18 protein-coding genes are annotated in these 20,621 nt (G+C 66.0%); 1 reads left to right on the top strand and 17 read right to left on the bottom strand.

From position 1 onward, the window contains the following. From GJ695_RS29605 to GJ695_RS11915, 3 genes are all read right to left on the bottom strand, one after another. Positions 1–5,576 (bottom strand): two-partner secretion domain-containing protein (locus GJ695_RS29605; protein WP_166455395.1); only part of this gene is annotated, 5,576 nt, incomplete at its 3' end. 208 nt (positions 5,577–5,784) lie between these two features. Continuing rightward, complete coding sequence (locus GJ695_RS11920) at positions 5,785–8,049, bottom strand: CHASE2 domain-containing protein (protein WP_166455116.1); 2,265 nt, start codon at positions 8,047–8,049, stop codon at positions 5,785–5,787. Further along, a complete protein-coding gene (locus GJ695_RS11915) occupies positions 8,030–9,661 on the bottom strand; it encodes an HD family phosphohydrolase (RefSeq protein WP_154364922.1) in 1,632 nt (543 codons plus the stop codon). Before GJ695_RS11915 ends, GJ695_RS11920 begins: the two co-directional genes overlap by 20 nt. A gap of 220 nt (positions 9,662–9,881) precedes the next feature. Between GJ695_RS11915 and GJ695_RS11910 the strand changes: the two genes are divergently transcribed. Further along, entirely contained in the window at positions 9,882–10,778 is an 897-nt protein-coding gene (locus GJ695_RS11910; RefSeq protein WP_154364920.1) for an MBL fold metallo-hydrolase, read from the top strand. Here the strand turns inward: GJ695_RS11910 and GJ695_RS11905 are convergent. From GJ695_RS11905 to GJ695_RS11840, 14 genes are all read right to left on the bottom strand, one after another. Beyond that, positions 10,770–11,327 (bottom strand): cyanophycin synthetase family protein, encoded by a 558-nt coding sequence (locus tag GJ695_RS11905; protein WP_229260414.1) that lies wholly within the window; start codon positions 11,325–11,327, stop codon positions 10,770–10,772. The genes GJ695_RS11910 and GJ695_RS11905 overlap by 9 nt on opposite strands. Before the next feature lie 61 nt (positions 11,328–11,388). Beyond that, on the bottom strand, positions 11,389–12,297 hold the full coding sequence (locus GJ695_RS11900; RefSeq protein WP_154364918.1) for an alpha/beta hydrolase: 909 nt from the start codon (positions 12,295–12,297) through the stop codon (positions 11,389–11,391). Continuing rightward, positions 12,294–12,752, bottom strand: a complete 459-nt coding sequence (locus GJ695_RS11895; protein ID WP_154364916.1) for a GNAT family N-acetyltransferase — start codon at positions 12,750–12,752, stop codon at positions 12,294–12,296. Before GJ695_RS11895 ends, GJ695_RS11900 begins: the two co-directional genes overlap by 4 nt. An 8-nt stretch (positions 12,753–12,760) precedes the next feature. Then, entirely contained in the window at positions 12,761–13,612 is an 852-nt protein-coding gene (locus tag GJ695_RS11890) for a metallophosphoesterase (protein ID WP_154364915.1), read from the bottom strand. A 70-nt stretch (positions 13,613–13,682) separates the two neighbouring features. After that, complete coding sequence (locus GJ695_RS11885; protein WP_154364913.1) at positions 13,683–14,042, bottom strand: DsrE family protein; 360 nt, start codon at positions 14,040–14,042, stop codon at positions 13,683–13,685. Next, positions 14,032–15,558, bottom strand: coding sequence for a 5-methyltetrahydropteroyltriglutamate--homocysteine methyltransferase (locus tag GJ695_RS11880; RefSeq protein WP_154364911.1), 1,527 nt, complete (start codon positions 15,556–15,558; stop codon positions 14,032–14,034). Before GJ695_RS11880 ends, GJ695_RS11885 begins: the two co-directional genes overlap by 11 nt. 18 nt (positions 15,559–15,576) lie before the next feature. Next, entirely contained in the window at positions 15,577–16,335 is a 759-nt protein-coding gene (gene phnC, locus GJ695_RS11875) for a phosphonate ABC transporter ATP-binding protein (protein ID WP_154364909.1), read from the bottom strand. Then, positions 16,332–17,171, bottom strand: coding sequence for a phosphonate ABC transporter, permease protein PhnE (gene phnE, locus GJ695_RS11870; RefSeq protein ID WP_371866520.1), 840 nt, complete (start codon positions 17,169–17,171; stop codon positions 16,332–16,334). The genes phnC and phnE overlap by 4 nt, the downstream gene beginning before the upstream one ends. A 2-nt stretch (positions 17,172–17,173) precedes the next feature. After that, on the bottom strand, positions 17,174–18,061 hold the full coding sequence (locus GJ695_RS11865) for a phosphate/phosphite/phosphonate ABC transporter substrate-binding protein (protein ID WP_154364905.1): 888 nt from the start codon (positions 18,059–18,061) through the stop codon (positions 17,174–17,176). Between the two features lie 15 nt (positions 18,062–18,076). Beyond that, entirely contained in the window at positions 18,077–18,442 is a 366-nt protein-coding gene (locus GJ695_RS11860) for a DsrE family protein (protein WP_154364903.1), read from the bottom strand. A gap of 33 nt (positions 18,443–18,475) precedes the next feature. Continuing rightward, complete coding sequence (locus GJ695_RS11855; protein ID WP_154364901.1) at positions 18,476–18,712, bottom strand: sulfurtransferase TusA family protein; 237 nt, start codon at positions 18,710–18,712, stop codon at positions 18,476–18,478. A 95-nt stretch (positions 18,713–18,807) separates the two neighbouring features. Next, positions 18,808–19,191: a hypothetical protein gene (locus GJ695_RS11850; RefSeq protein WP_154364900.1), complete on the bottom strand. Its 384-nt coding sequence runs from the start codon at positions 19,189–19,191 to the stop codon at positions 18,808–18,810. A 127-nt stretch (positions 19,192–19,318) separates the two neighbouring features. Further along, entirely contained in the window at positions 19,319–19,501 is a 183-nt protein-coding gene (locus GJ695_RS11845) for an ORF6N domain-containing protein (protein ID WP_154364898.1), read from the bottom strand. 97 nt (positions 19,502–19,598) lie between these two features. Further along, positions 19,599–20,609, bottom strand: coding sequence for an inorganic phosphate transporter (locus GJ695_RS11840; RefSeq protein ID WP_154364896.1), 1,011 nt, complete (start codon positions 20,607–20,609; stop codon positions 19,599–19,601). Positions 20,610–20,621: the final 12 nt, after the last annotated feature.

Genomic DNA, 20,621 nt, shown 5'->3' with positions numbered 1-20,621 from the left:
TGGGCGGCGGCCTGCGCAGCCGCGGCGGCCGCAGCGGCCGCCGCCGGGCTTTGATTAACCACCGGCACCGTGCCAGCGCCGAAGATGCCACCCTGCGTGCTGACCGTCCCGTTCGGCGCCGACAGCGACACCGGCGAACCGGCACTGTTGATCTGCGTACCGCTGCTGGTGGAAATATTGCCGCTGGTGGCGACGGCGCTGATGCTGCCGCCCGACGGCACCGACAACACCCCGCCCAGCAGAATATTGGCGCCGGCCGTCAGGCCGATGGCGTGGCTGGACAACAGCTGCGAGTTGCTGTTCAGCGTGATGTCGGTGCTGGCCGCCAGCTGGATGTCGTTGCCGCTGATCGCATCGTTGATGGTTACCGGGCTGTGCGCGGTGATCGACACCAGCCCGCCGCCCGAAATCGCGCCGGCGGTATGGATGCCGCCATGGTTGTCGATGACGATATTGCCCGGTGCGGTCAACGGCCCCAGTTCCAGCTCGCCGCTGGATACCGTGTTGTTCAGTGCGATATTCCCTGCGCCGGAAGCGCCGGCGGCAAACGCCCCCACCTGATTGCTGTTGGTGAGCGTGATGTCCCCGTGGGCGTTCGCATTCACCGTATCGGCCACCAGCTGGGTGCCGCTGTTCTGCGTGATGGACCCGGTCAGCCCCGTGTTCAGCAGCAGGCTGTGCGCGTGAATATTGCCAAGCGTGATATTGCCGCTACTGCCGATGCTGACCGCGCCGGCGCTGTTGATGACGCCGCCGGTCTGGGTCAGGCCGTCCGTTTCCAGCTGGCTGTAGCTGCCGATGCCGTTCAACACGCCGCTGGTCAGCACCAGCGTGTTGGCGTGCAGGCGGCCCAGCACATCCAGGCCACCGCCGTTCTGCGTCAGCGTGCCGGCAAAGTTGGAGGCCGCATCGCCGCTGCCGGTCAGCGTCAGTTTGCCGCCGGTGAGCGTCAGCGGCGCGCCGGTCGAGGTCAGCGTCACCAGCGTGGTGTTGCCGGCCGTACCGTCATAGGTGATCAGACCGGCGCTGCCGCCCAACGCGGCGGTCAGCACGTTGGCGCCTTCGGGCACCAGGCCGTTCAGCCAGTTGCTGCTGGCACTCCACAAGCCGGGGCCGGTGCCGGTCCAGGTGGCCAGCGGCGCCGCCGTGATGGTGCCGCTGTTGCCGGTGACGGTGGCGTTCGACAGCACATAGTTGCCGTAGTAGTTGCCGGTGAGTTCAGTACCAGTGGAGGTCAGCGTTTTGTTGGTGCCGACATTCTTGTTGTCGAACTGGACCAGACCATATGCGCCCAGCATGTCCGAGCCGACCAGGCCGCTGAAGGTGTAGCTGGCCTGCCCTTCCAGGAAGGTGTTGCCGTCGTAGACCTTGCTGGCGCTGACGGTGGCGGTCACCGTGCGCGGCGTGATGGTCAGCTGCGACGCGGTCGCGCCGGTGTAGCTGATATCGTAGGTGGTGGACCACAGGCCGCCTACGCCATAAGTGCCGACGTTGACGGCGCCGTCAAAACCCAGGTTGCCGTTGATGCCGGATGGCAGCGTGCCAGTGGTGCCGGTGAAGGCCGTGTCGGGGGTGCCGTCATAGATTTTGGTGACGTTGCCGCCGCCGGTGACGGTCACCTGGTACGGCGTCAGGAAATTCTTCAGCAGCGGCGTGGTGTGGCCATCGTAAATGCGCCAGGTCGACGCCAGGTCGAAGCCGGCATAGCTGGCGCCGCGCGTCATCTCGTCCGAAGTGAGTCCGGTGGCGCCGGCCGGGTCGCTGTTGGTGCCGGCCGTGTCCAGGTTGAAATAGCCGTGCGTCAGCGTCCCGCTTTCGTGCGCCCCCACCGCGCCATGCACGCCGCCATCGAAGCCGTAGCCATTGACCACGCCAATGCTGTAGACGTTGCTGACACTGCCGCCATACAGATCGCCGATCAGGCCGCCTATATTCTGATGGTTGACGCTGTAGTCGTTGAAATTGCCGCTGACGTCGCCGGTCGCATAGGCATTGCTGATCGACGCGGAATCCGTATTCCGTCCCGCCAGTCCGCCGACATTGCGCCCGCCGCTGACGCTGCCGGTGGCATAGGACAGGCTGATGCTGGCGTAGTTGTTATTGTCGCCCACCAGGCCGCCAATGATTTCGCCGGAGCTGTCCACCGAGCCGCTGGCGAACGAGCGCAACACCTGGCCGCTGCCGGTATTGCTGCCCACCAGCCCGCCGGTATAGCCCTGGCCGTGGCTGACGACATCGGCGCTCGACCACGAGTCGGCCACCTGGTTGGTATTGCGGCCCACCAGCCCGCCGATATTGGATGCGTTATAGCCGCCCAGCCCGGTCACGCTGCCGCTGCTGCCGGAACCGGTAATCAGGCCGCCATTGTTGCCGACCAGGGCGCCGGCGTTGCCGATACCCGTGACCTGGCCGCTGACATTGACGTTGCTGATATAGCCCAACCCTTGCGACACATAACCGGCCAGCGCGCCGACGTTGCTGGCCCCGGTAACGGCGGCGCCATTGAGCGTCAGGTCGCGGATGGTGCCGGTGGCGACCTGTCCAAACAGGCCGACATTGCTCTCGCCGGGACGATTGATCGTTAGCCCGGAGATCGCGTGACCGGCGCCGTCGAACACGCCGGTGTAATAGCCGTCCGTCGAGATCGGCTTGAATCCGGCCGCAGCCAGGCCGGTCGGATTATTCCAGGCTGCCGTGCCGCTGGCGTCGATGTCGCCGTTCAGCACGTAGGCGTTGTAGGCCGCCAGCGTCGCCGCGCCTTGCAGGCCGTAGGCATCGGCCAGTTGATACGGCAGCGACAGGCTGCCGTCGCCGCCCTGCACGCGCAGGAAGCTGCCGCCGGTCAGGCGGAAATCGGTGGCGCTGAACGCCGGCAGCGTGCCGCTGTTCTGGCTCCAGCTGCCGTTCGTCAGTTCAAACACGCCGCTCACCGCGACGTCGCCGGTGGCGCTGATATTGCCCGGCGTGTCCAGGCGCAGGCCGCCGGTGTTCAGCGACGACTGCAGCGCGATATTGCGCTGCGCCGTCAGGTTCAGATTATGCGCTGTAGAAATCGGCGCGCTGACCACGATGTCGCCCGTCGGGTTGCCGCCGTTGACCGATACGTACAGGTTGGGCGCCGTACTGGCGCTGGCCAGGTCGGCATTGGTCAGCGCCAGCGTGTTGGCCGGATTGCCGGTCGCGCCAAGGTTGATCTGGTTCGTGCTTTCCAGGCTGACCGAAGGCGCGCTCAGCGTGCCGCCGGCCAGCGTCATCGTGCCCGCAAAGATGTTGATGTTCGAGTTAGAACTGACCGTGCCGGCATTGCTCACGCGATGATCGCCGCTGGTCAATATCTGCAAACTGATGACACCGGGCACGGTCAACGCCGCGCCGCTGTTGATGTTGAGCGCGCCGGACTGGGTTTGCAGCAGCAAGCCGCCACCGGACAGCGAACTATGCAGATCAAGGCTGCCATCCACGGTCAGGGTGCCGGTGGCGGCGCTGTTGTTGAACGAGGTGCCGATGGACAGCAAGCCGTTCGGCGCCAGGCTGATGTGCTGCAATTCCGCTTCGCTCAGGCCCAGCACGCCAGTGCCGTCGGCCGCGCTGCCGCCGACGACGATGTTGACCGAATCCTGGTTCGGCTGCAGTTGCACCGAATGCTGGGTGCTGGCGCTGATGGCGCCGTTCAGCGTCATCTTGTCCGCCATCAGCGAGATATTGCCGGCCGACGAAGTCACCGCCTGGTCGATGGTCACCGCGCCGCCCGCCTTGTTGGACGCCAGCGTCACGCCGCCGGCGCCGCTGATATTGCCGCTGACGAGCAGGTCGCCATTGTAGGCGTTGGCGGTCAGCGTGCCGGCCGCCGAGCTGGCGCCGAGGTTGACGTTGACCGCCGTCAGGGTGACGTTACCGCCATTGCTCACCAGCGTGGCCGCGCCGCCGATGGTGTTGCTGTTATTGTCCAGCGTAATGCTGCCGGCCGCAATGGCGTTGACGCTGCTGACCTTGAGCGCATCGATCGGACTGGTGACCTGCGTGATGGCGCCGCCGGCCGTCATGTTCAGTCCGCCATAGATGCCGGTAATGCCAGCCTTGAGCTGGATGTCGCTATTGGCTTGCAAATTCAGGCTGCGGCTGCTGCTCCACTCCAGGGGACTCAGCACGCTGATGACGCCGCTGCCGGTGCCGTTGGCGTTCGCGGTGCTGATGGTGACGTCGGTGGTCAGCAGCGCCGTTTGCAGCACGCCGGTCAGCAGCAGCGAATCCTTGACCGCGCTGGTGTCGACAAACACGCTGCCCACCAGCGGCAGGACGCCGCCGTTGACCATGCCGGCCACGTTGGAGCCATCGACCGAGATATAGACATCGCTCGGGTCCAGCAGCAGCGAGCCGCTGACGCCCTTCGGCGCGCGCGTGTCGACCGTGCCCTGCATGTTCAGATAATGGCCGGAGGTTTCGACCTGCCCGCCGTTGCCGCCGCTGGCGCCGCCGCGCGCGGAAATCGTGCCGAACATCTGGGTGGCCTGGTCGCTCCACACCACCACCTTGCCGCCGTTGCCGCTGTCCGTGGCGTCGGCGCGCAGCACCGCATCCTTGCCCAGGTAGGCCTGCTGGGCGTTCATCACCGCCGCGTTCTTGCCCTGGTAATCGCCGCCGACCAGCAGCGTGCCGCCACCGGCCGCGCCGCTGGCGTCCACCACCGCGTTGCCGGTCACGCCCACCTGCTGCCCGAGCAACAGGATGTCGCCACCGGTGTTCAGATTGCTGCCGCTGGCGCTGGTCACGCTGCCCGCCTCCACCAGCGTGGTGCCGCTGGCCTTGAGCACAATCTTGCCGTTCTCGCCGCGCACCGCGCTATTGGCATTGATCACGCCGCGCTGATTGACCAGCGCGCCGTACACGCCCACGCGGCCGCCCTGCGCCACGATACTGCCCAGGTTCAACGCCTGGTCCGATGGCGACGACACCACCACCTGCACATTCGGATCATTCGAGTCGAACAGCTGCACGCTGTGGCCGGCCGCCAGCACCACGTCGCCATTCGGCGAAGAGATAATGCCGCTGTTTTCCACCGCCGGCGCGATCAGGAAAATCTGCCCGCCGGACGGCGTGGTGATCGTGCCCTGGTTGCTGACCTTGCCCGCATTGGCGGCGCCGTCGAAGTTGTTTTTGCCGGCCAGGAAATCAGCGTTGGAAATATTCAGGCTCGACGCCACCAGACCGTTGACGTCCACCCGCGCACCGGCGCCGAACACGATGCCGTTCGGATTAATCAGGAACACCTTGCCGTTCGATTGCAGCGAGCCGAGGATCTGCGTCGGGTCCTGTCCGGTGATGCGGTTCAGCACCCGGCTGTCGCTGCTTTGCTGCACGAAGCGCGTGATCTCGTCGGCGCCGATCGAAAAGCCCTGCCAGTTGATGATGGCGTTGGGCGTATTGGTGATCGTGTAGGTCTTGCCCTGCTGGTTGAAGGTGGCCTGTCCCGCCACCACCACAGGATTTACCGGCGCCGCGTGGGCGCTGCCATAACAGGCCGCCACCAGTACGGCGAGGGCTTTACGACGCAAGTTGTGAGGGCGATTGGCTTTCATAACGACATCCTCTGGCTAAGACGGATTCTGTTTACCGCCGGCGCCTGCGGGGCGTCACGGACGGCGGGAATTGCTTTTTTATTGTGTAAGAAGCACGGGGCCTGGGTGCGGGGAGGCTGAGTATAGCCGTCAGGAAACTACTTAGTGAAGTGTAATCCGTGTTTGTTCAGTTCGCCACGAAAATTCGCTGCCTGTTATTTTTTTGGAATTATTTTGTCTCAAAGGTGGTAACACCGTCCCAGTTTTCGCCTGGCGGATGGGCGCGGTAGTAGACTATGCGTTCGACGTACAGCGCGTACAGGCCGCGCTGCGGCGACAAGATTTGCAGTTCGGCCAGCAGGCTTTCGGCCTGGTCCCAGCGTTGGGCGCGGACGGCGGCCAGCGCCAGGTGCCAGCGCTCCAGTTCGTGCAGCGTGGCGGCGTCGACCTCCGGCGCCAGCGCCACCGGTTCGAAGATGGCCACCGGCTCGTTCTTGCCCTTGACGCGCACCAGGTCCAGTTCGCGGTAGGCGAACTCCGGCGCCGCCGCACGCGTCACCTCGCCCACCGCGATGCCAACGCCGTAGACCTTGGTGATGCCCTCCAGCCGCGAACCGAGGTTGACGGCGTCGCCCATCACCGTATAGGCGCGGCGAATATTGGACCCCATGTCGCCCACGTGCATCAGGCCGGAATTGAGGCCGATGCCGATTTTCAGTTCCGGCCAGCCGCGCGCGATGAAGTCCTCGTTCAGGCGGCGGGCGCTGGCCTGCATCAGCAGCGAGGTGGCGACGCCGCGGCGGGCGTGGTCGCTGAAGTGCACCGGCGCGCCCCAGAACGCCATCACGGCGTCGCCGATGTACTTGTCCAGCGTGCCCTGGTGGGCGCTGCGGATGTCTTCCGACATGGCGGTCAGGTACAGGTTGATGTATTCGCGCAGCTGCTTCGGCGTCAGCCCTTCCGAGATGGTGGTGAAGCCGCGCACGTCGACGAACATCACGGTCAGCTCGCGGCTTTCGCCGTCCATGTTGTACTGCTCGGGATTCTCGGCCATCTGCGCCACCAGCTCCGGCGCCACGTATTCGCCAAAGCGCGACACCAGCCCGCGGTTGCGGCGCACTTCGAAGAAATAGCCCCAGGCCACGTTCAGCACGAACACGGCGGCGATCAGCACCAGCGTCATCGCCATCTTCAGCACCCAGTCCATCTCGGTGTAGGTCCAGTAGTTGAAGCCGAACACGGCGCCGGCCATCGCCGCCGCCAGCAGGATAGACGGCAGCGGCGCCATCACGCCCAGCGCCAGCGCCAGCACCACGCCGACCACGCCGACCTGCAGCGCCTCGACGCCGTCGGCATAATCCGGCCGCACCTTGAAGCGGCCGTCGAGGATGGACTTGATCATGTTGGCGTGCACCTCCACACCGGGATAGGCGCTGTTGACCGGCGTGGCGCGCAAGTCCAGCAGGCCCGGCGCGGTGGTGCCGATCAGCACGATGCGGTCGGCCAGCACCTCTTTCCCGACACGGCCGGCCAGCACGTCGGCCGCCGACACATAGGTGAAGGCGCCGCCCTTCGGCCCGCCGACGCCACGGAATTCGATCAGGTTGGACAGGTTTTCGCCAACCGGGATGCGCATCGGCGCCTTCTTCTGGCCGACGAACATCAGCAGCGTATCCAGGCCGCCGTTGGCGCGCTGACGCGCCGACAGCTCGGCCACATTGGTTTCCCACAGCGGCGTGATGGCGCGCGCCTGCAGGGCCACCGCCGCCGTCGCCAGCGACAGCGTCGGATAGAAACCGTCGCCGATGCGCATCAGCAGCGCCGTGTGGCGCAGGATGCCGTCCGGGTCGGGCAAGGCGGTGAAGATGCCGCCGGTGGCCGCCGCGTCCTGCAGCCGGTCCAGGTTGGCCAGATAGCCGTTGTAGGTGTTGGCCGGCAGCTCGCGGCCGTTCAGCGTGTCGGTGTTGAAGAAGGGATCGGGCAGCTTGCCCTTGCGCTGGTCCTCGGCCACGTTATAGCCCAGCACCACCGGCTGGTCTTCCAGCGCCTTGACCAGCAGGCCGTCGTAGTCGAGCGCGTCCTTCATGGCGGCGACGCGGGCGCCGAAGCCGCCGACGTCCTTCATTTCGCGCTGCGCCAGCTGTTCCAGCACGTCGTAGCCCGAGGTGTTGTCGGCTTCGGCAAACACGATGTCGAAGCCGGCCGAGGCCACGCCGTAGTGTTCGGTCAGCTGCGTGACCAGCCGGGCGACGATCTTGCGGTTCCATGGAAAGTGCCCGACTTCGGCGATGCTCTTTTCATCGATGTCGACCACCACGATACGCGGGTCCAGCACCGGCTTGACCAGGCGCATGCGCAGGTCGGCAAAGAAGGTGTCCATGCGTTCGATGGCGTCGATGCGCAGCGCGCCCGACACCTGCAGCACGGCGACGACGGTCAGCAGCAGGCCCAGCGTCCAGCGCAGGCCGTACTTTTTAAGTGTTTTGATCCGCACGGTAGCCAGGAATCTGCGATTCGTCGATGGCGTCGATCTGCTTTTCGTCCATGTTCTTGTGGGCGAATTCCAGATAGATCTTGTTGCGGATGAAGATGTCGAACAGGTCCGGATCGATATGGCCGTTCAGCGAGAAATGGCCGAGGATGCGCAGCGACTCGGACAGCATCTTGCCCTTCTTGTACGGGCGGTCCTTGGCGGTCAGTGCCTCGAAGATGTCGGCGATCGCCATCACCCGCGCCTGCACCGACATCTGGTCCTTGGTCAGGCCGCGCGGATAGCCCTTGCCGTCCATGCGTTCGTGATGGCCGCCGGCGTATTCCGGCACGTTCTTCAGGTGCTTCGGCCACGGCAGCGCTTCCAGCATCTTGATGGTCATCGAGATGTGGTTGTTGATTTCCTTGCGCTCCGGCTCGGTCAGCGTGCCGAACTTGATGGTCAGGTTGGTCAGCTCGTCGGCGTCGAGGAAGGCCTGCTCGGAGCCATCCGGGCCGGTCCAGCGGCGCTGGGCGATCTGGCGCACGCGCTCCTGGTCTTCCGGCTTCATGCCTTCGCCGCCGACGTTGGCGTAGCGGATGAAATCGCGCTCGTCGCGCAGCGCGGCCTGCTGCCGGGCCAGTTCGGCATCGATCGCAGCGTGGTCGGCGCCGGCTTCGAGCTTGCGCTTGAGGGCGGCGATTTCAGCGTCGCGCAGCAGCACTTCGAAGCGCGTGTCCACCAGCGCGATGCGGTCGAAGATGGTTTCCAGCTTGGTGGCCTTGTCGACCACGTGCACCGGCGTGGTGATCTTGCCGCAGTCGTGCAGCAGGCCGGCCAGCCACAGTTCCTTGCGGTCGGCGTCGGTCATCTGGAAATCGGCCAGCGGGCCGGTGTCCGTGTTGTGCACCGCCTCGGCCAGCATCATGGTCAGCTCGGGCACGAACTGGCAGTGGCGGCCGGTATACGGCGACTTTTCGTCGATGCCGATGTTGATCAGGTTGACCAGCGATTCCAGCAGCTCTTCCAGCTGGGCGATCAGGCGCTGGTGGGTCAGCGCCACCGCCGCCTGCGCCGCCAGGGCTTCGATGAAGCGCTGGTCGGTCTGGGTGAAGGCGCGGATCTGGCCGGTTTCGGTGTCCTTGGAATTGATCAGCTGCAGCACGCCCACCAGTTCGCCTTCGTGGTCGCTCATCGGCACCGTCAGGAAGGACTGCGAGTGGTAGTTGCGCATCTGGTCGAACTTGACCATGCCGGAGAAGTTGAACACGTCGGCCTTGTACACATCCTCAATGTTGACCGACAGGCCGAAGTGCGCGGCATAGGCCGCCACCGCCGACAGGTTCTTCTCGCCGTCGTCGTTGAACAGCGGCACGCTGCCGGCCGTCACCGGCTGGCCGCTGGAACCGCCCTGGTGGGTGTTGAGCGTGTCGTTGATGAGGATGTGGAAATTCAGCTGTCGCTTGTCCTCGCTCGGGCGGTACAGCGTGCCGCCGTCGGCGTTGGTCATGCTCTTGGCGACAATGAGTATGCGCTCCAGCAACGAGTCGGTATCGTGACTGCTGCCCAGCCGGACGCTCAATTCCGTCAACTGGTCCAGGCGTTCGGCGATTTGCGTTTGATTCAACTCTTGCATGGTTGTTTTTTCGATACCTGTAGGGACGGAACGCAACCATGCACAAGTGGCAGGCGCAGTGTGGAAGTGTAGCTGTAGTGCAAGCTGTTGTACATCGGGAAATGACGGATGCGACAAAATTGCGTCGGCTTTTCCCTGTGCCCGGAAAAAAAAGCTATCATCCGCCGTAGGCAATGCGGCAACACACATAGCAATAAAAAGAGCACACCAGGGATCGCGTATGAAATTCAAATTTTGGGGGGTCCGTGGTTCCATCCCATCGCCCGGGCCGCGCACGGCACGCTACGGCGGCAACACCACCTGCATCGAAGTCCGGACCGACAACGACACCCTGATCATCATCGACGGCGGCACCGGCCTGTTCTCGCTGGCGCAGTCGCTCATCCAGCAAAAAGCCCGCCCGATCCACGCCAACATTTTCATTACCCACAGTCACTGGGACCATATCCACGGCCTGCCCTTCTTCACGCCGCTGTTCATTCGCGACAGCCGCGTGCGCCTGCATGGCGTGACCGATCCGGTGACCGGCAACGGGATCGAGCACGTGATGGGCGTGCAGCTGCAAAACAGCTACTTCCCGGTCAGCGAGACGCAGATGGACGCGACCATCGAATACCGTACTTTGGAGGTGGATGTGCCGATCGCGGTGGACGACGCCACCGTCAGCAATGTGGTGATGAACCATCCGGTCACCGACCTGGGCTACCGCGTCGAATGCAATGGCCGTTCGCTGTTCTTCACCGGCGACCACGAGCCGCACTACAACATCCATCCGGCGGATCACCCTGAACATGCGGCCTACGCGGCCTGGATGGCCGAGCGCGACGCCGCCATCGACGCCACCGTGCGCGGCGTCGATGCGCTGATCGTCGATTGCTCCTACACGCGCGAGGAATACCCTGCCAAACAGGGCTGGGGCCACGGCACCTTCGATTCCGCCTTCGCGCTGGCGCTGCGCACCGGCGCCAAGGCGCTGTACTGCACCCACCACGAGCCGACCCGCAGCGACGACGAGCTGGAAGCCGTGTTCGCCGAAGTCATGGAACGCCACGCGCCGCTGCTGGGCGGGCTGCAGGTGTTCCTGGCTTACGAAGGCATGGAAATCGAATTAGCTTAGGCGCGGCACCAGGAATGGCGCGGCGAAAGTCCGTTTCGGGATGACGGACATCAGCAGGGTGCGGGCGGTTTGCATCAGCGTGCCGCGCGGCTTGCTGCGGCGGTCGGCCAGCGCGCGCAGACGCGCCAGGCCGGCCTTGACGTTGAACGAGCGGCCGGCCAGCATGGCGTTTACCAGTTGCGTGGCCATGGCCAGCGTCGGCGCGGCGGCGCTCTGGGCGCTGTACGGCAGCACCATGCGATAGCGTCCCGGCATGCCCGGCACCACGCCGACAAAACCCAGCGTCACTTCATTCAGCGCCAGACGGCGCAATTCCAGTGCGGTCTGCTGCACCAGTTCCACGATGGTCGGGATTTCGTCGGCGCGCTTGCCGACCAGGCCGTGCAGACGGCGCAGGCCAGGCAGGGCGGCGTACAGGCGTTGTTGCAATTGTTCCGTTGCCGCCTCAGTCACCGGTTCGAGTTCCAGGATGCTGAGCAGGCATGGTTGGGTGGAGTAGCGGTTGCCGCTGTCCAGATAGCGTTGATCGATGATTTTCATAGGCAGCATTGTGACGCCTGCCGGCCGCATCCGGAACCAGCGCCGGGCGCGGCTCCTTGTAAGACGATACTTACAAAAGTTTCGCCGCGAACACGGCATCCAGGCTGGCAAGGAAAGTTTCCACAGCGCTAGTGTAAGCACCGGCCTGCCCCAGCGTTTGATTGATCTCGCGGTGGCTGAGGTTTTGCGGCAACACCTGCACCCGCATGCCCAGCGCGTTGGCGCGCGCGGCGTAGGCCTCGGCCTGCGGACAGGAATCCTGGCGGCGCGACGAACACACGGCCAGCAGCGGCATGCCGCCCGCCTTCAGCTGCGCCAGCGGCGATACCGCGCGCCAGTAGGCAGCGTCGCTGCCGAAGACGGCGTCGTAAAACGGGAAATGCCGCTGCGACATCAGCGCCGGGACGTCCATCGCCGCGCTGTCCAGCGCCACCGTGCCCAGCCAGGGCGTGACGCCGGCCGGCACCGGCGCCGACGCCAGCAGCGCCACCAGATGGGCGCCGGCCGAATGGCCCATCAGCACGAATCTGGCGCGATCGCCGCCCCAGCCGGCCGCCTTGCCCTGCACCGCCGCCAGCGCGGTGGCGACATCGGCCGCCTGCGCCGCCACGTCGGCGCCGGGCAGCAAGCGGTAATTGACCGACACCACGATGATGCCGCGCGCGGTCCAGCGCCGCACCTTGTTCTGCACCACCGCCGCGCTGGCCTTGTCGCCCGTGCGCCAGGCGCCGCCATGCACCATGAAGATCACCGGCGCATGGTCGGCCTTGGCCGGCAGGTAGACGTCGTAGCGCTGCTGGCGATGCTCGCCATAGGGCTGGTCGGCCAGCAGCCTGACGCCGTCCGGCAGCGCGAACGGCGCGGCGCCCTCTTCCTCCATCTCGCTGCGCATGGCGGCGAGGCGGTCGCGCAACGGGCCGGCCGCCGGCATGTTGGACGTCAGCATCAATGCCAAAGCAAGGAAAATATACGGTTTCATGACAGCTGCTTTTCAAAACACACGGCCAGCGGATTGCCGATGTACTTGCCATAGTTGGCGATGCGCGCATAGCCGCGCGCCTCGTAGAAGGCCATCGCGCGCCGATTGACCAGCCGCGTTTCCAGCCAGATGGCCTGGTAGCCCAGTGCCTGCGCCTCGTCCTCCAGGTAGCGCAGCACGGCGCTGCCGACGCCCTGCGTGCCGTGGCGCGCATACATGCGCTTGATTTCCGCCACGCCCGGCTCCAGCGGCCGGAACGCGCCGCAGCCCAGCGCCGCGCCGTCGCCGCCGCGCGCCACGACAAAGCAGGCCAGCGGGCCGCGCACGTCATCGACGTCGAACGAGGCCCGGCCGCTGTCGCCGGTGATCGCTTCGAGCGCGGTCGACAACTCCGCCATCAGCAGGGCCGACTCGGGCGCGCCAGGATCTTCTTCAATCAAATGGATGGGATGCATGGTGCAGATTATTGCACAGTGCAGATGACCAGTTCCGGATCGGCGTTGATGCGCACCGGAATGCCGCCGCAACCGACGCCACGGCTGACCACCAGGTCGCCGTTGTCGCGCACCGGGAAGCGGCCATAGTAGAACGGCCGCGACAGCGGGCCCTGCGGCATCACCAGCGGCGTGCCGTTCGGCAAGGCGATCTGGCCGCCGTGGGTGTGGCCGGCAAAGCCGATGTCATAGTGCTGGCCGTCCAGCATCAGCAGGCCGTCCGGCGCATGCATCAGCAGCACGCGGGTGGCGGCGGCGCCGGCAAAGGTGGACTTGGCGTCCGGCGCACCGGTCCACGGATCATCCATGCCGCAGATGGAGACGCTGTCGAACGGCGCCGGCAGCGTCACGGCGCGGTTGACCAGCGTGCGCACGCCGGCCGAAGCAAACATGCGGATCAGCAGACCGTCGTCGGTGGATAAATCGTGGTTGCCGAGCACCGCGAACTTGCCCAGCGGCGGCCGGCAGGCCGCCAGGCCGGGACACAGCACCGCCGCGTTGCGCGCCGGCCCGGTGACGTAGTCGCCGCCCAGCAGCAGCACGTCCGGCTGTTCTTCCTTGATGCGGGCGAACAGATCGTCGAAGATGGCCGGATGGGTGGGACGGCCGGCGTGGAAATCCGAGGCGAAGGCGATCTTCAGCGGCTGCGGCAGGCGGCGCTCATCAGGCAGCGTCAGCGCGTAGCGCGTCACGCCCATGCGGCCATGCAGGCCGCAGTGGTAGCTCAAGGCACTCACCAGCCCGCCCAGCATGGCCCAGTCCAGCAGGACTTCCATACCGTGGTGAATTCGGGAGTAGCGCTTGTTGCGGGGAGGATTCATGGGACTCGGGGACAACAGAAGAGCCGCGATGATAGCCTATCCGGGCGGCAGCCGGTGAATCCCCGGCGTTTCAGAAGACCATGAAGCGGCCGCCCGGCGCCATGCCGGCCGCCAGCAGGGACGCCGCGCCGCGCACGGCCACGCCGCCGGCCAGGTCGTCCTGCGTCATGCCGTGCCCGGTCAACGCTTGCGGGCAGGCAAACCATTCCACGCCAAGCTCCAGCGATTGCGCCAGCGCGGCCTGCCAGGCCGCATCGCCGGCTTCGGCACCGCGCCGCAACAGCGCCACCGAGGCGCCGACCGCGTGCACCTCCACCGCCATGTCCATGGCGGCCGCCGTGCTGGCGTAGCGCAGCGCCGACATCACCTCCGGCGCCGTCACCGCGCGTTCCAGCACCACCACCAGCTTGCCCGCGATGTCAGATGCCATGACGTTCCCGCAGGATGCGCGCGGCCTGCGCCAGCACCGCCAGCTTGGCTTCCGCCGTGGCGCTGGAATTGAGCGGATTGTCGGCAAAGGTGGCGAAGCCGCAATCCGGCGTCAGCAGCACGCGCTGCGCGCCGAACAGCTGGATCGCGTGCTCGGCATGCGCCACCACGTGGTCCACGCTTTCCACGTGCGCGTGCTTCTGGTTGCAGGCGCCGACGCCGATGCGGATGTCGTCCGGCAGCGAACGCAGAATTTCCATCTCGCCGGCGCGCGGCGTGGCCAGTTCCAGGAACAGCGTGCCGACCCGCATCTGGCCCAGCGTGTCGACCAGCGGCTGGTAGTTGCCCGACAGCGCCTTGCTTTCGTCGGCGGTCCAGTTGCCCCTGCACATGTGCAGGGCGATGCGCTCGCGCGGGAAACCCTGCGTGACGGCATTGACCAGGTCGCGCGCGAACGCCAGTTCGGTCGGCGTGTCGCCCTTGGCGCCCAGCGCGCCGCACATGAAGCTGCGCTGGTTGGCCGGGCCGCTGAACACCACTTCCGACAGCACCGGCTCATCGAGCTGCACCAGCGCCGCGCCGGAGGCCAGCAGGCAGGCGATTTCCTCGCGCAGCACGCGCACGATGTCGCGCGCCAGGTCTTCGCGGTTGTCGTAGGCGCGGTCGGAGATGCATTCCATCCACATGGTGCGCGTCAGCAGGTATGGCCCGGGCAGCGCCACCTTGACCGGCGCCTTGGTCAGCGCCCGCGCGTAGTCGACTTCGTGCACGGCAATGCCCCGGCTGCGGCCCAGCGGACCGAACACGGCGGGATGGCGCACGTCGCCGGCCGGCACGTCCAGCGCGCGCAGCTCGCGTTCAAATTCCTCGGGATCGTCGACCAGCGGCAGCAGGTCGGTCAGCGGAATCAGCTGGCAGTTGTCCAGGCGCGAGGCGACGAAGCTGGAATAGCTGTCGCGCCGTTGCTCGCCGTCGCTGACCACGTCTGCGCCGGCGCGCAGCTGGGCATTGATGGCCAGGCTGACGGCGTCGTCGGCGGTGGCGTGGAAGGCGGCGTCATCGAGCCGGCCTTCCATATGCTCGTGCACCGCCTGCAGCATCCAGCGCGGACGCGGCCAGCTGCCGATGCCCATCACCGACAGCGGCCGGATCGCCGGTGCGGTGGCCGGCGCCGGGTACACCGTCAGCGGCTTGACCGCCACCAGTTCGATACCGCCGCGCTGCTGCGGCGGTTGCGCCGGCGCCGCGCGGCGTTCGGCCAGCTGGCCCTTGCAGACCAGGAAGCTGCGCTGCCTGCCTTCCTTGATGAAGGACACCAGCTCGTTGCCGGTCATGCGGCACCACGCCGGCAGGTCTTCATCGACCGAAATTTCGGTGGAGCGGATTTCCAGCAGGCCGCCACGCTCGAGCGGATCGATGTGACGGCGGATCAGCAGCAGCAGGCCGTTGCCGCAGTCGAGATCGCCGCCGTCGAAGCTGACGTCCGGCTGCTGCGGGTGGTTGAAGGATGCGGTCATGGTGTTTCTCCGGGTGATTCAGGCGGCGGGCGCCAGCGGCGCGGCGCCGTACAGTTGTTCAAGCGCGTCGTCGGCGCAGTCGGCGGCGGCAACGTCGAGCACGATGCGGCCCTGGCGCAGGCCAACCACGCGGTCGGCGTAGCGGCGCGCCAGTTCCGGCTGGTGCAGGCTGCAGATGACAGCGATGCCGCCCTCGCCTTCGTGGCAGATCGACGACAGCAAGGCCATGACGCCGGCGCCGGTGTGCGGATCAAGACTGGCCACCGGCTCGTCGGCGATGATCAGGTCCGGCTGCTGCGCCAGCGCACGGGCGATCGCCACGCGCTGCTGCTGGCCGCCGGACAGCGCATCGGCGCGCTGGTCGGCATGCTCCAGCAGCCCGACGCGGTCCAGGCATTCCAGCGCCAGGCGGATGTCGTCCGCGCCGAAGCGGCGCAGCCAGCCGCGCCAGGCCGGCACATGGCCGAGCCGTCCGGCCAGCACGTTGTCCAATGCGCTCAGGCGGTTCACCAGGTTGAACTGCTGAAACACCACGGCGATCCTGCGGCGCTGGCGGCCGCGCAGCTCGGCGACGTCGCCGCCGTGCAGCAGCGCCGCGCCGCCGTCGAGCGGCGCCAGGCCGGCCAGGCAGCGGAACAGCGTGCTCTTGCCGGCGCCGCTGGGGCCCAGCACCGCCAGCATCTGGCCGCGCGCGACGCGGAAGCTGGCGTCGTCCAGCGCCACCAGTTCGCCATAGCTCTTGCGCGCGGCGCGCACTTCGAACAGCGGCGCGCTCATACCAGGCGCTTCCGCAGCCAGCCGCTCAGCTGGTCGAGCAGCGTCACCACCACCAGGATCAGCGCGATGATGGTGAACAGGCGCGAGAAGTCCAGCAGGTCCATGCTGTTCTTCAGCTCCAGGCCGATGCCGCCGGCGCCGACCACGCCCAGCACGGTGGAGGCACGCACGTTGAATTCCCACCAGAACAAGGTGGTCGACAGCAGCACCGGCAGCAGGTCCGGCAGCAAGGCGTAGACAATGGCCGTGCCGCGTCCGGCGCCGGTGGTGCGCACCGCTTCCAGCGGGCCGGTGCCGGCGTTTTCAATGTGGTCGGCAAACAGCTTGGCGGCGCTGCCCCAGGTGTGCAGCGCGATGCCCAGCACGCCGGCAAACGGCCCCAGGCCCACCGCCGCCACGAACAGCAGCGCGAAGACAAAGGAATCGATGCCGCGCAAGGCGTTCAGCAGCCAGCGCGCGGGATAGTACAGTTTCGGGAACGGCGTGATGTTGCGGCTGGCCAGTACCGCCATTGGCAGCGCCAGCAGCGCGGCGGCCGTGGTGCCCAGCGCCGCCATCGCCATGGTCTCGCCCATGCGCTGCGCAAACAGCGGCAGCTCGGCCACGTCCGGCGGCCAGGCCTGCGCCAGCCAGTGGCCCAGCTTGGGCAGGCCGTCCGCCAGTTTGACCAGGTCGACCTGCGCCAGCTGCCAGCACAGGCCGTACAACACGATCAGCACCACCACCAGCGCGGCGCGCCGCAGGCGGCGGCCCGGACTGGCGCGGCCGCCCAGCTGGCGCGCCAGCGCGGCCTGCACCGCTGTCACGCTGACACGCGCGCTTGGTGGCCTGCTCACGCTCATGCCTTCTTGAGTTTGCCCAGCGTCAGCCCGGCTTTTTCAATCGACGCATAGTCGGCATGGGTGGCGGCGACGAAACCGGTGTAATGGTTAGGCAGCAGCGTCTTGGCCTGTTCGACCGTGATCGCGGTCAGGATCTTCTGGATCTGCGCCACCAGCGCCGGCGAGGTGCCCTTCGGCACGGCGATGGCGTCGTTCGGCAGCGGCGCCGAGGTCCACAGGATCTTGTTGCTGTCCGGCTTGACCTTGCCCGACTCGATCATGGCGTTGCGGTTGCGGTCGAAGTCGGTGGCCATGTCGGCCTGGCCTGCCTGCACCGCCATTTCATTGGCGGCGTGGGTCGCGCCTTCGCTGTATTTCCAGTAGCTCTTCGGATCGATCTTCCACACTTCCTTGGCGTACCAGCTTGGAATCAGCCAGCCCGAGGTGGAGCCGACGTCGGCGAACGAAATGGTCAGGCCCTTGGTGTCTTCCGGGAACTTGTTCACCTTCAGGTCCGGCTTGCCGATGATGATGGCGTGGTACACCGGCTTCTCGTCGTACTTGACGGTGGCCAGCGCGGTGCAGCCGGTGCTGTTGTTGGCGATGATGTAGCCCCACGGGCCCATCCACGCCAGGTCGAGCTGGCTCGATCCCATGGCGACGGCCATGCCGGCCCAGTCGGTGGTGGCGTGCAGTTCGAAGTCGGCGTTGAGTTCCTTGGCCAGGTGGGCGAAGAAGGCGTTGTAGGCTTTCTTGGTGTCCTCGGCGGTCGGCAGCAGCGGGCCGACGCCGAAGCGCAGCTTGCGCTTGGTCTGTGCCAGCACGGGGGCGGCGGCGCCCAGCGCCATGGCGCCGGCGGCGAACGCGCCGGCCTTGATGAGTTGACGGCGTTTAGGTGCGGTCATGGGTATCCTTGTTGGTTAGTAGCTGACGCTAGGGCATTCGCTGGTGGTCATGAACTCGACCAGCTTGGCGCCGCCGACCACGGCCGCGCCGGGCACCAGCGCGTTCTCGTCCAGCGCGCGCTTCTTGAAGCACGGCGAGCAGACGAACATGCGGCCGCCGGCGGCGGCGAAGTTGTCCATCAGTTCCTTGAGCGGCGCGAAGCCTTCTTCATGGACGGCGTCGGATACGCCTTGTTGCGACAGGCGCACCGCTTCGGTGGACAGGAACACGATCACTTCCTTGTCGGAGGCGACGGCGGCGTTGGCGACCACGAACGCGACGGTGGCCTTGTCGGTGTTATCGAGGCCGCTGGTGAGGTTGACGAGGAATTTGCCGGACATGATGACTCCTTGGTTGAGTACAGCGGTGGTGGATCAGGACTTGGCGCGTATCCAGTAGGCCTGGGCGGCGCCGTCCTGGGCGATAAGATGGTGGCCGGTCATGCCGCACCAGGCCGGCAGGTCGGCCGGCGCGCCGGGATCGCGGGCGATGATCTTGAAGACCTTGCCCGGTTCGGCGCGCACGCGGCGGCGCAGTTCCAGCACCAGGTCGCCGCAGGCAAGGTCGCCGGCGTCCCATTCAAGATCGTGGGCGGGATGAGTGTCGGCCATTTGTCAGCTGCCAATATTGATAATTGGTTAGTCTAAGGTCGGGACGGCAATCACGCAATAGCCGGCGGCCATCGCGGCGCTTTTGAGGGAGAGCGTTACAGCGCGGCGTCCACCAGCAGCTGCGGCTGCAAGGCGCGGATGCGCACCTCGGTGAAGTAGCCGCCGCCTTCGGTGTAGCGCAGGTAGAGGCGACTGCATTTCACGCAGCGCAGTACCTGGCTCAGATTGGCAGGATAGTAACGCGGCGCGATGGGGGCATCGTCGCTTTGCAGCCGGGTGCCGGCGGCATGGTATTCCTTGAACGTGGGTTCGTCATACGGATTTTCCACCAGCGTGCCCACTTCCTCGAACTGATCCAGTTCCAGCGTCAGCGGCATCTGCTGCCAGCCCCATGCCTGCGCGTCGTTGCAGCGGCAGGATTGGGTCACTGCGGCGGACTGCTCCGCCATCTGCTTCAGGGTTGCGAAATCGATGGCCATTCTTTAATTCACCAGAACACAACAAACCAGCACTATACCTAATGTTTCTTTTCTTCGTGGGCGAGGAAGCCGATCGGCCGCTTTTCGGCCGCCGGCGGCACCGCCGTGAGCAGTCTGATCGCCTCAATCACCTGGGCAAGCTGTTCAGCAAAACCTTCATGCCTCGCTGAAAGCTGCGCGGTTTCCCGCCCCAACTTGAAGTCGCAAATTGCGACCTCAAGATGTCGAGCTCAGCCTGATTGAGCTCGAAAATGAAGTCGACGAGTATCCGTTGTGCAATCGATTCCCAAGGCAAGTCGACGGTATCCATGAGCTCCTCCCAGAAGGCCCATCACACACCGATTGCCAACCCAGGCATTTGCGCCAGATCAGCAGGAACAAAAAAGGGAGCCGCGGCTCCCTTGGTGTTACATGATGTGGTGTCCGACCCACCAGGCCAGCGCGGCCACGAAGGCCGAGGCGGGGATGGTGAAGACCCAGGCCCAGACAATGTTGCCGGCCACGCCCCAGCGCACCGCCGACATCTTCTGCGCCGAACCGACGCCGACGATCGCGCCGGTGATGGTGTGCGTAGTCGAGACCGGCACGCCGAAGTGCGAGGCGATCAGCAGGGTGATGGCGCCGCCGCTTTCGGCGCAGAAGCCGCCCACCGGCTTCAGCTTGGTGATCTTCTGGCCCATGGTCTTGACGATGCGCCAGCCGCCGAACAGCGTGCCGAACGAGATCGCGCCGTAGCAGCAGACGATCACCCACAGCGGCGGCGCATCGCCGCCGGCCGGCACCTGGCCGACCGCGATCAGCAGCATCCAGATGATGCCGATGGTCTTCTGCGCGTCATTGCCGCCGTGGCCCAGGCTGTACGAAGCGGCCGACACCAGCTGCAGGCGGCGGAACCACTTGTCGACCCGGCGCGGCGTCGAGCGCACGAAGATCCACGACACGATCAGCATGATGATCGAGCCGAACACAAAACCCATCAGCGGCGAGATGACGATCCACTTGACGGTGCTCCACAGGCCGTCGCCGACTAGCGCGCTGGTGCCGGACTTGGCCACCGCGGCGCCGACCAGGCCGCCGATCAGCGCGTGCGACGACGACGACGGAATGCCGTAGTACCAGGTAAACAGGTTCCACACGATGGCGCCCACCAGCGCGCCGAAGATGACGTACTGGTCGACGATGCCGGGATCGATGGTGCCCTTGCCCACCGTGCCGGCCACGTGCAGGCCCACCACGAAGATCGCCACGAAGTTGAACAGCGCGGCCATGGCCACCGCCGTCTGCGGCTTCAGCACGCCGGTCGAGACCACGGTCGCGATGGCGTTGGCGGCGTCATGGAAGCCGTTCATGAAGTCAAATATCAACGCCAGGGCGATCAGCAGGCCCAGCACGTAGATACTGATTTGGATGGTATGCATGTCAGATCTTTG

It is taken from the genome of Duganella alba (assembly GCF_009674495.1).
Classification (GTDB): domain Bacteria; phylum Pseudomonadota; class Gammaproteobacteria; order Burkholderiales; family Burkholderiaceae_D; genus Rugamonas; species Rugamonas alba.
This window is presented reverse-complemented; position numbering and strand designations above follow the sequence as displayed.

What these genes read in the sequence shown, in the direction of transcription:
- GJ695_RS11860 (WP_154364903.1), bottom strand. Translation starts at nt 18,442, where the DNA reads ATGTCCGGCAAATTCCTCGTCAACCTCACCAGCGGCCTCGATAACACC.
- GJ695_RS11845 (WP_154364898.1), bottom strand. Translation starts at nt 19,501, where the DNA reads ATGGATACCGTCGACTTGCCTTGGGAATCGATTGCACAACGGATACTC.
- GJ695_RS11840 (WP_154364896.1), bottom strand. Translation starts at nt 20,609, where the DNA reads ATGCATACCATCCAAATCAGTATCTACGTGCTGGGCCTGCTGATCGCC.
- GJ695_RS11855 (WP_154364901.1), bottom strand. Translation starts at nt 18,712, where the DNA reads ATGGCCGACACTCATCCCGCCCACGATCTTGAATGGGACGCCGGCGAC.
- GJ695_RS11895 (WP_154364916.1), bottom strand. Translation starts at nt 12,752, where the DNA reads ATGCATCCCATCCATTTGATTGAAGAAGATCCTGGCGCGCCCGAGTCG.
- GJ695_RS11850 (WP_154364900.1), bottom strand. Translation starts at nt 19,191, where the DNA reads ATGGCCATCGATTTCGCAACCCTGAAGCAGATGGCGGAGCAGTCCGCC.
- GJ695_RS11900 (WP_154364918.1), bottom strand. Translation starts at nt 12,297, where the DNA reads ATGAAACCGTATATTTTCCTTGCTTTGGCATTGATGCTGACGTCCAAC.
- GJ695_RS11885 (WP_154364913.1), bottom strand. Translation starts at nt 14,042, where the DNA reads ATGGCATCTGACATCGCGGGCAAGCTGGTGGTGGTGCTGGAACGCGCG.
- GJ695_RS11905 (WP_229260414.1), bottom strand. Translation starts at nt 11,327, where the DNA reads ATGCTGCCTATGAAAATCATCGATCAACGCTATCTGGACAGCGGCAAC.
- GJ695_RS11915 (WP_154364922.1), bottom strand. Translation starts at nt 9,661, where the DNA reads ATGCAAGAGTTGAATCAAACGCAAATCGCCGAACGCCTGGACCAGTTG.
- phnC (WP_154364909.1), bottom strand. Translation starts at nt 16,335, where the DNA reads ATGAGCGCGCCGCTGTTCGAAGTGCGCGCCGCGCGCAAGAGCTATGGC.
- GJ695_RS11880 (WP_154364911.1), bottom strand. Translation starts at nt 15,558, where the DNA reads ATGACCGCATCCTTCAACCACCCGCAGCAGCCGGACGTCAGCTTCGAC.
- GJ695_RS11910 (WP_154364920.1), top strand. Translation starts at nt 9,882, where the DNA reads ATGAAATTCAAATTTTGGGGGGTCCGTGGTTCCATCCCATCGCCCGGG.
- GJ695_RS11890 (WP_154364915.1), bottom strand. Translation starts at nt 13,612, where the DNA reads ATGAATCCTCCCCGCAACAAGCGCTACTCCCGAATTCACCACGGTATG.
- GJ695_RS11865 (WP_154364905.1), bottom strand. Translation starts at nt 18,061, where the DNA reads ATGACCGCACCTAAACGCCGTCAACTCATCAAGGCCGGCGCGTTCGCC.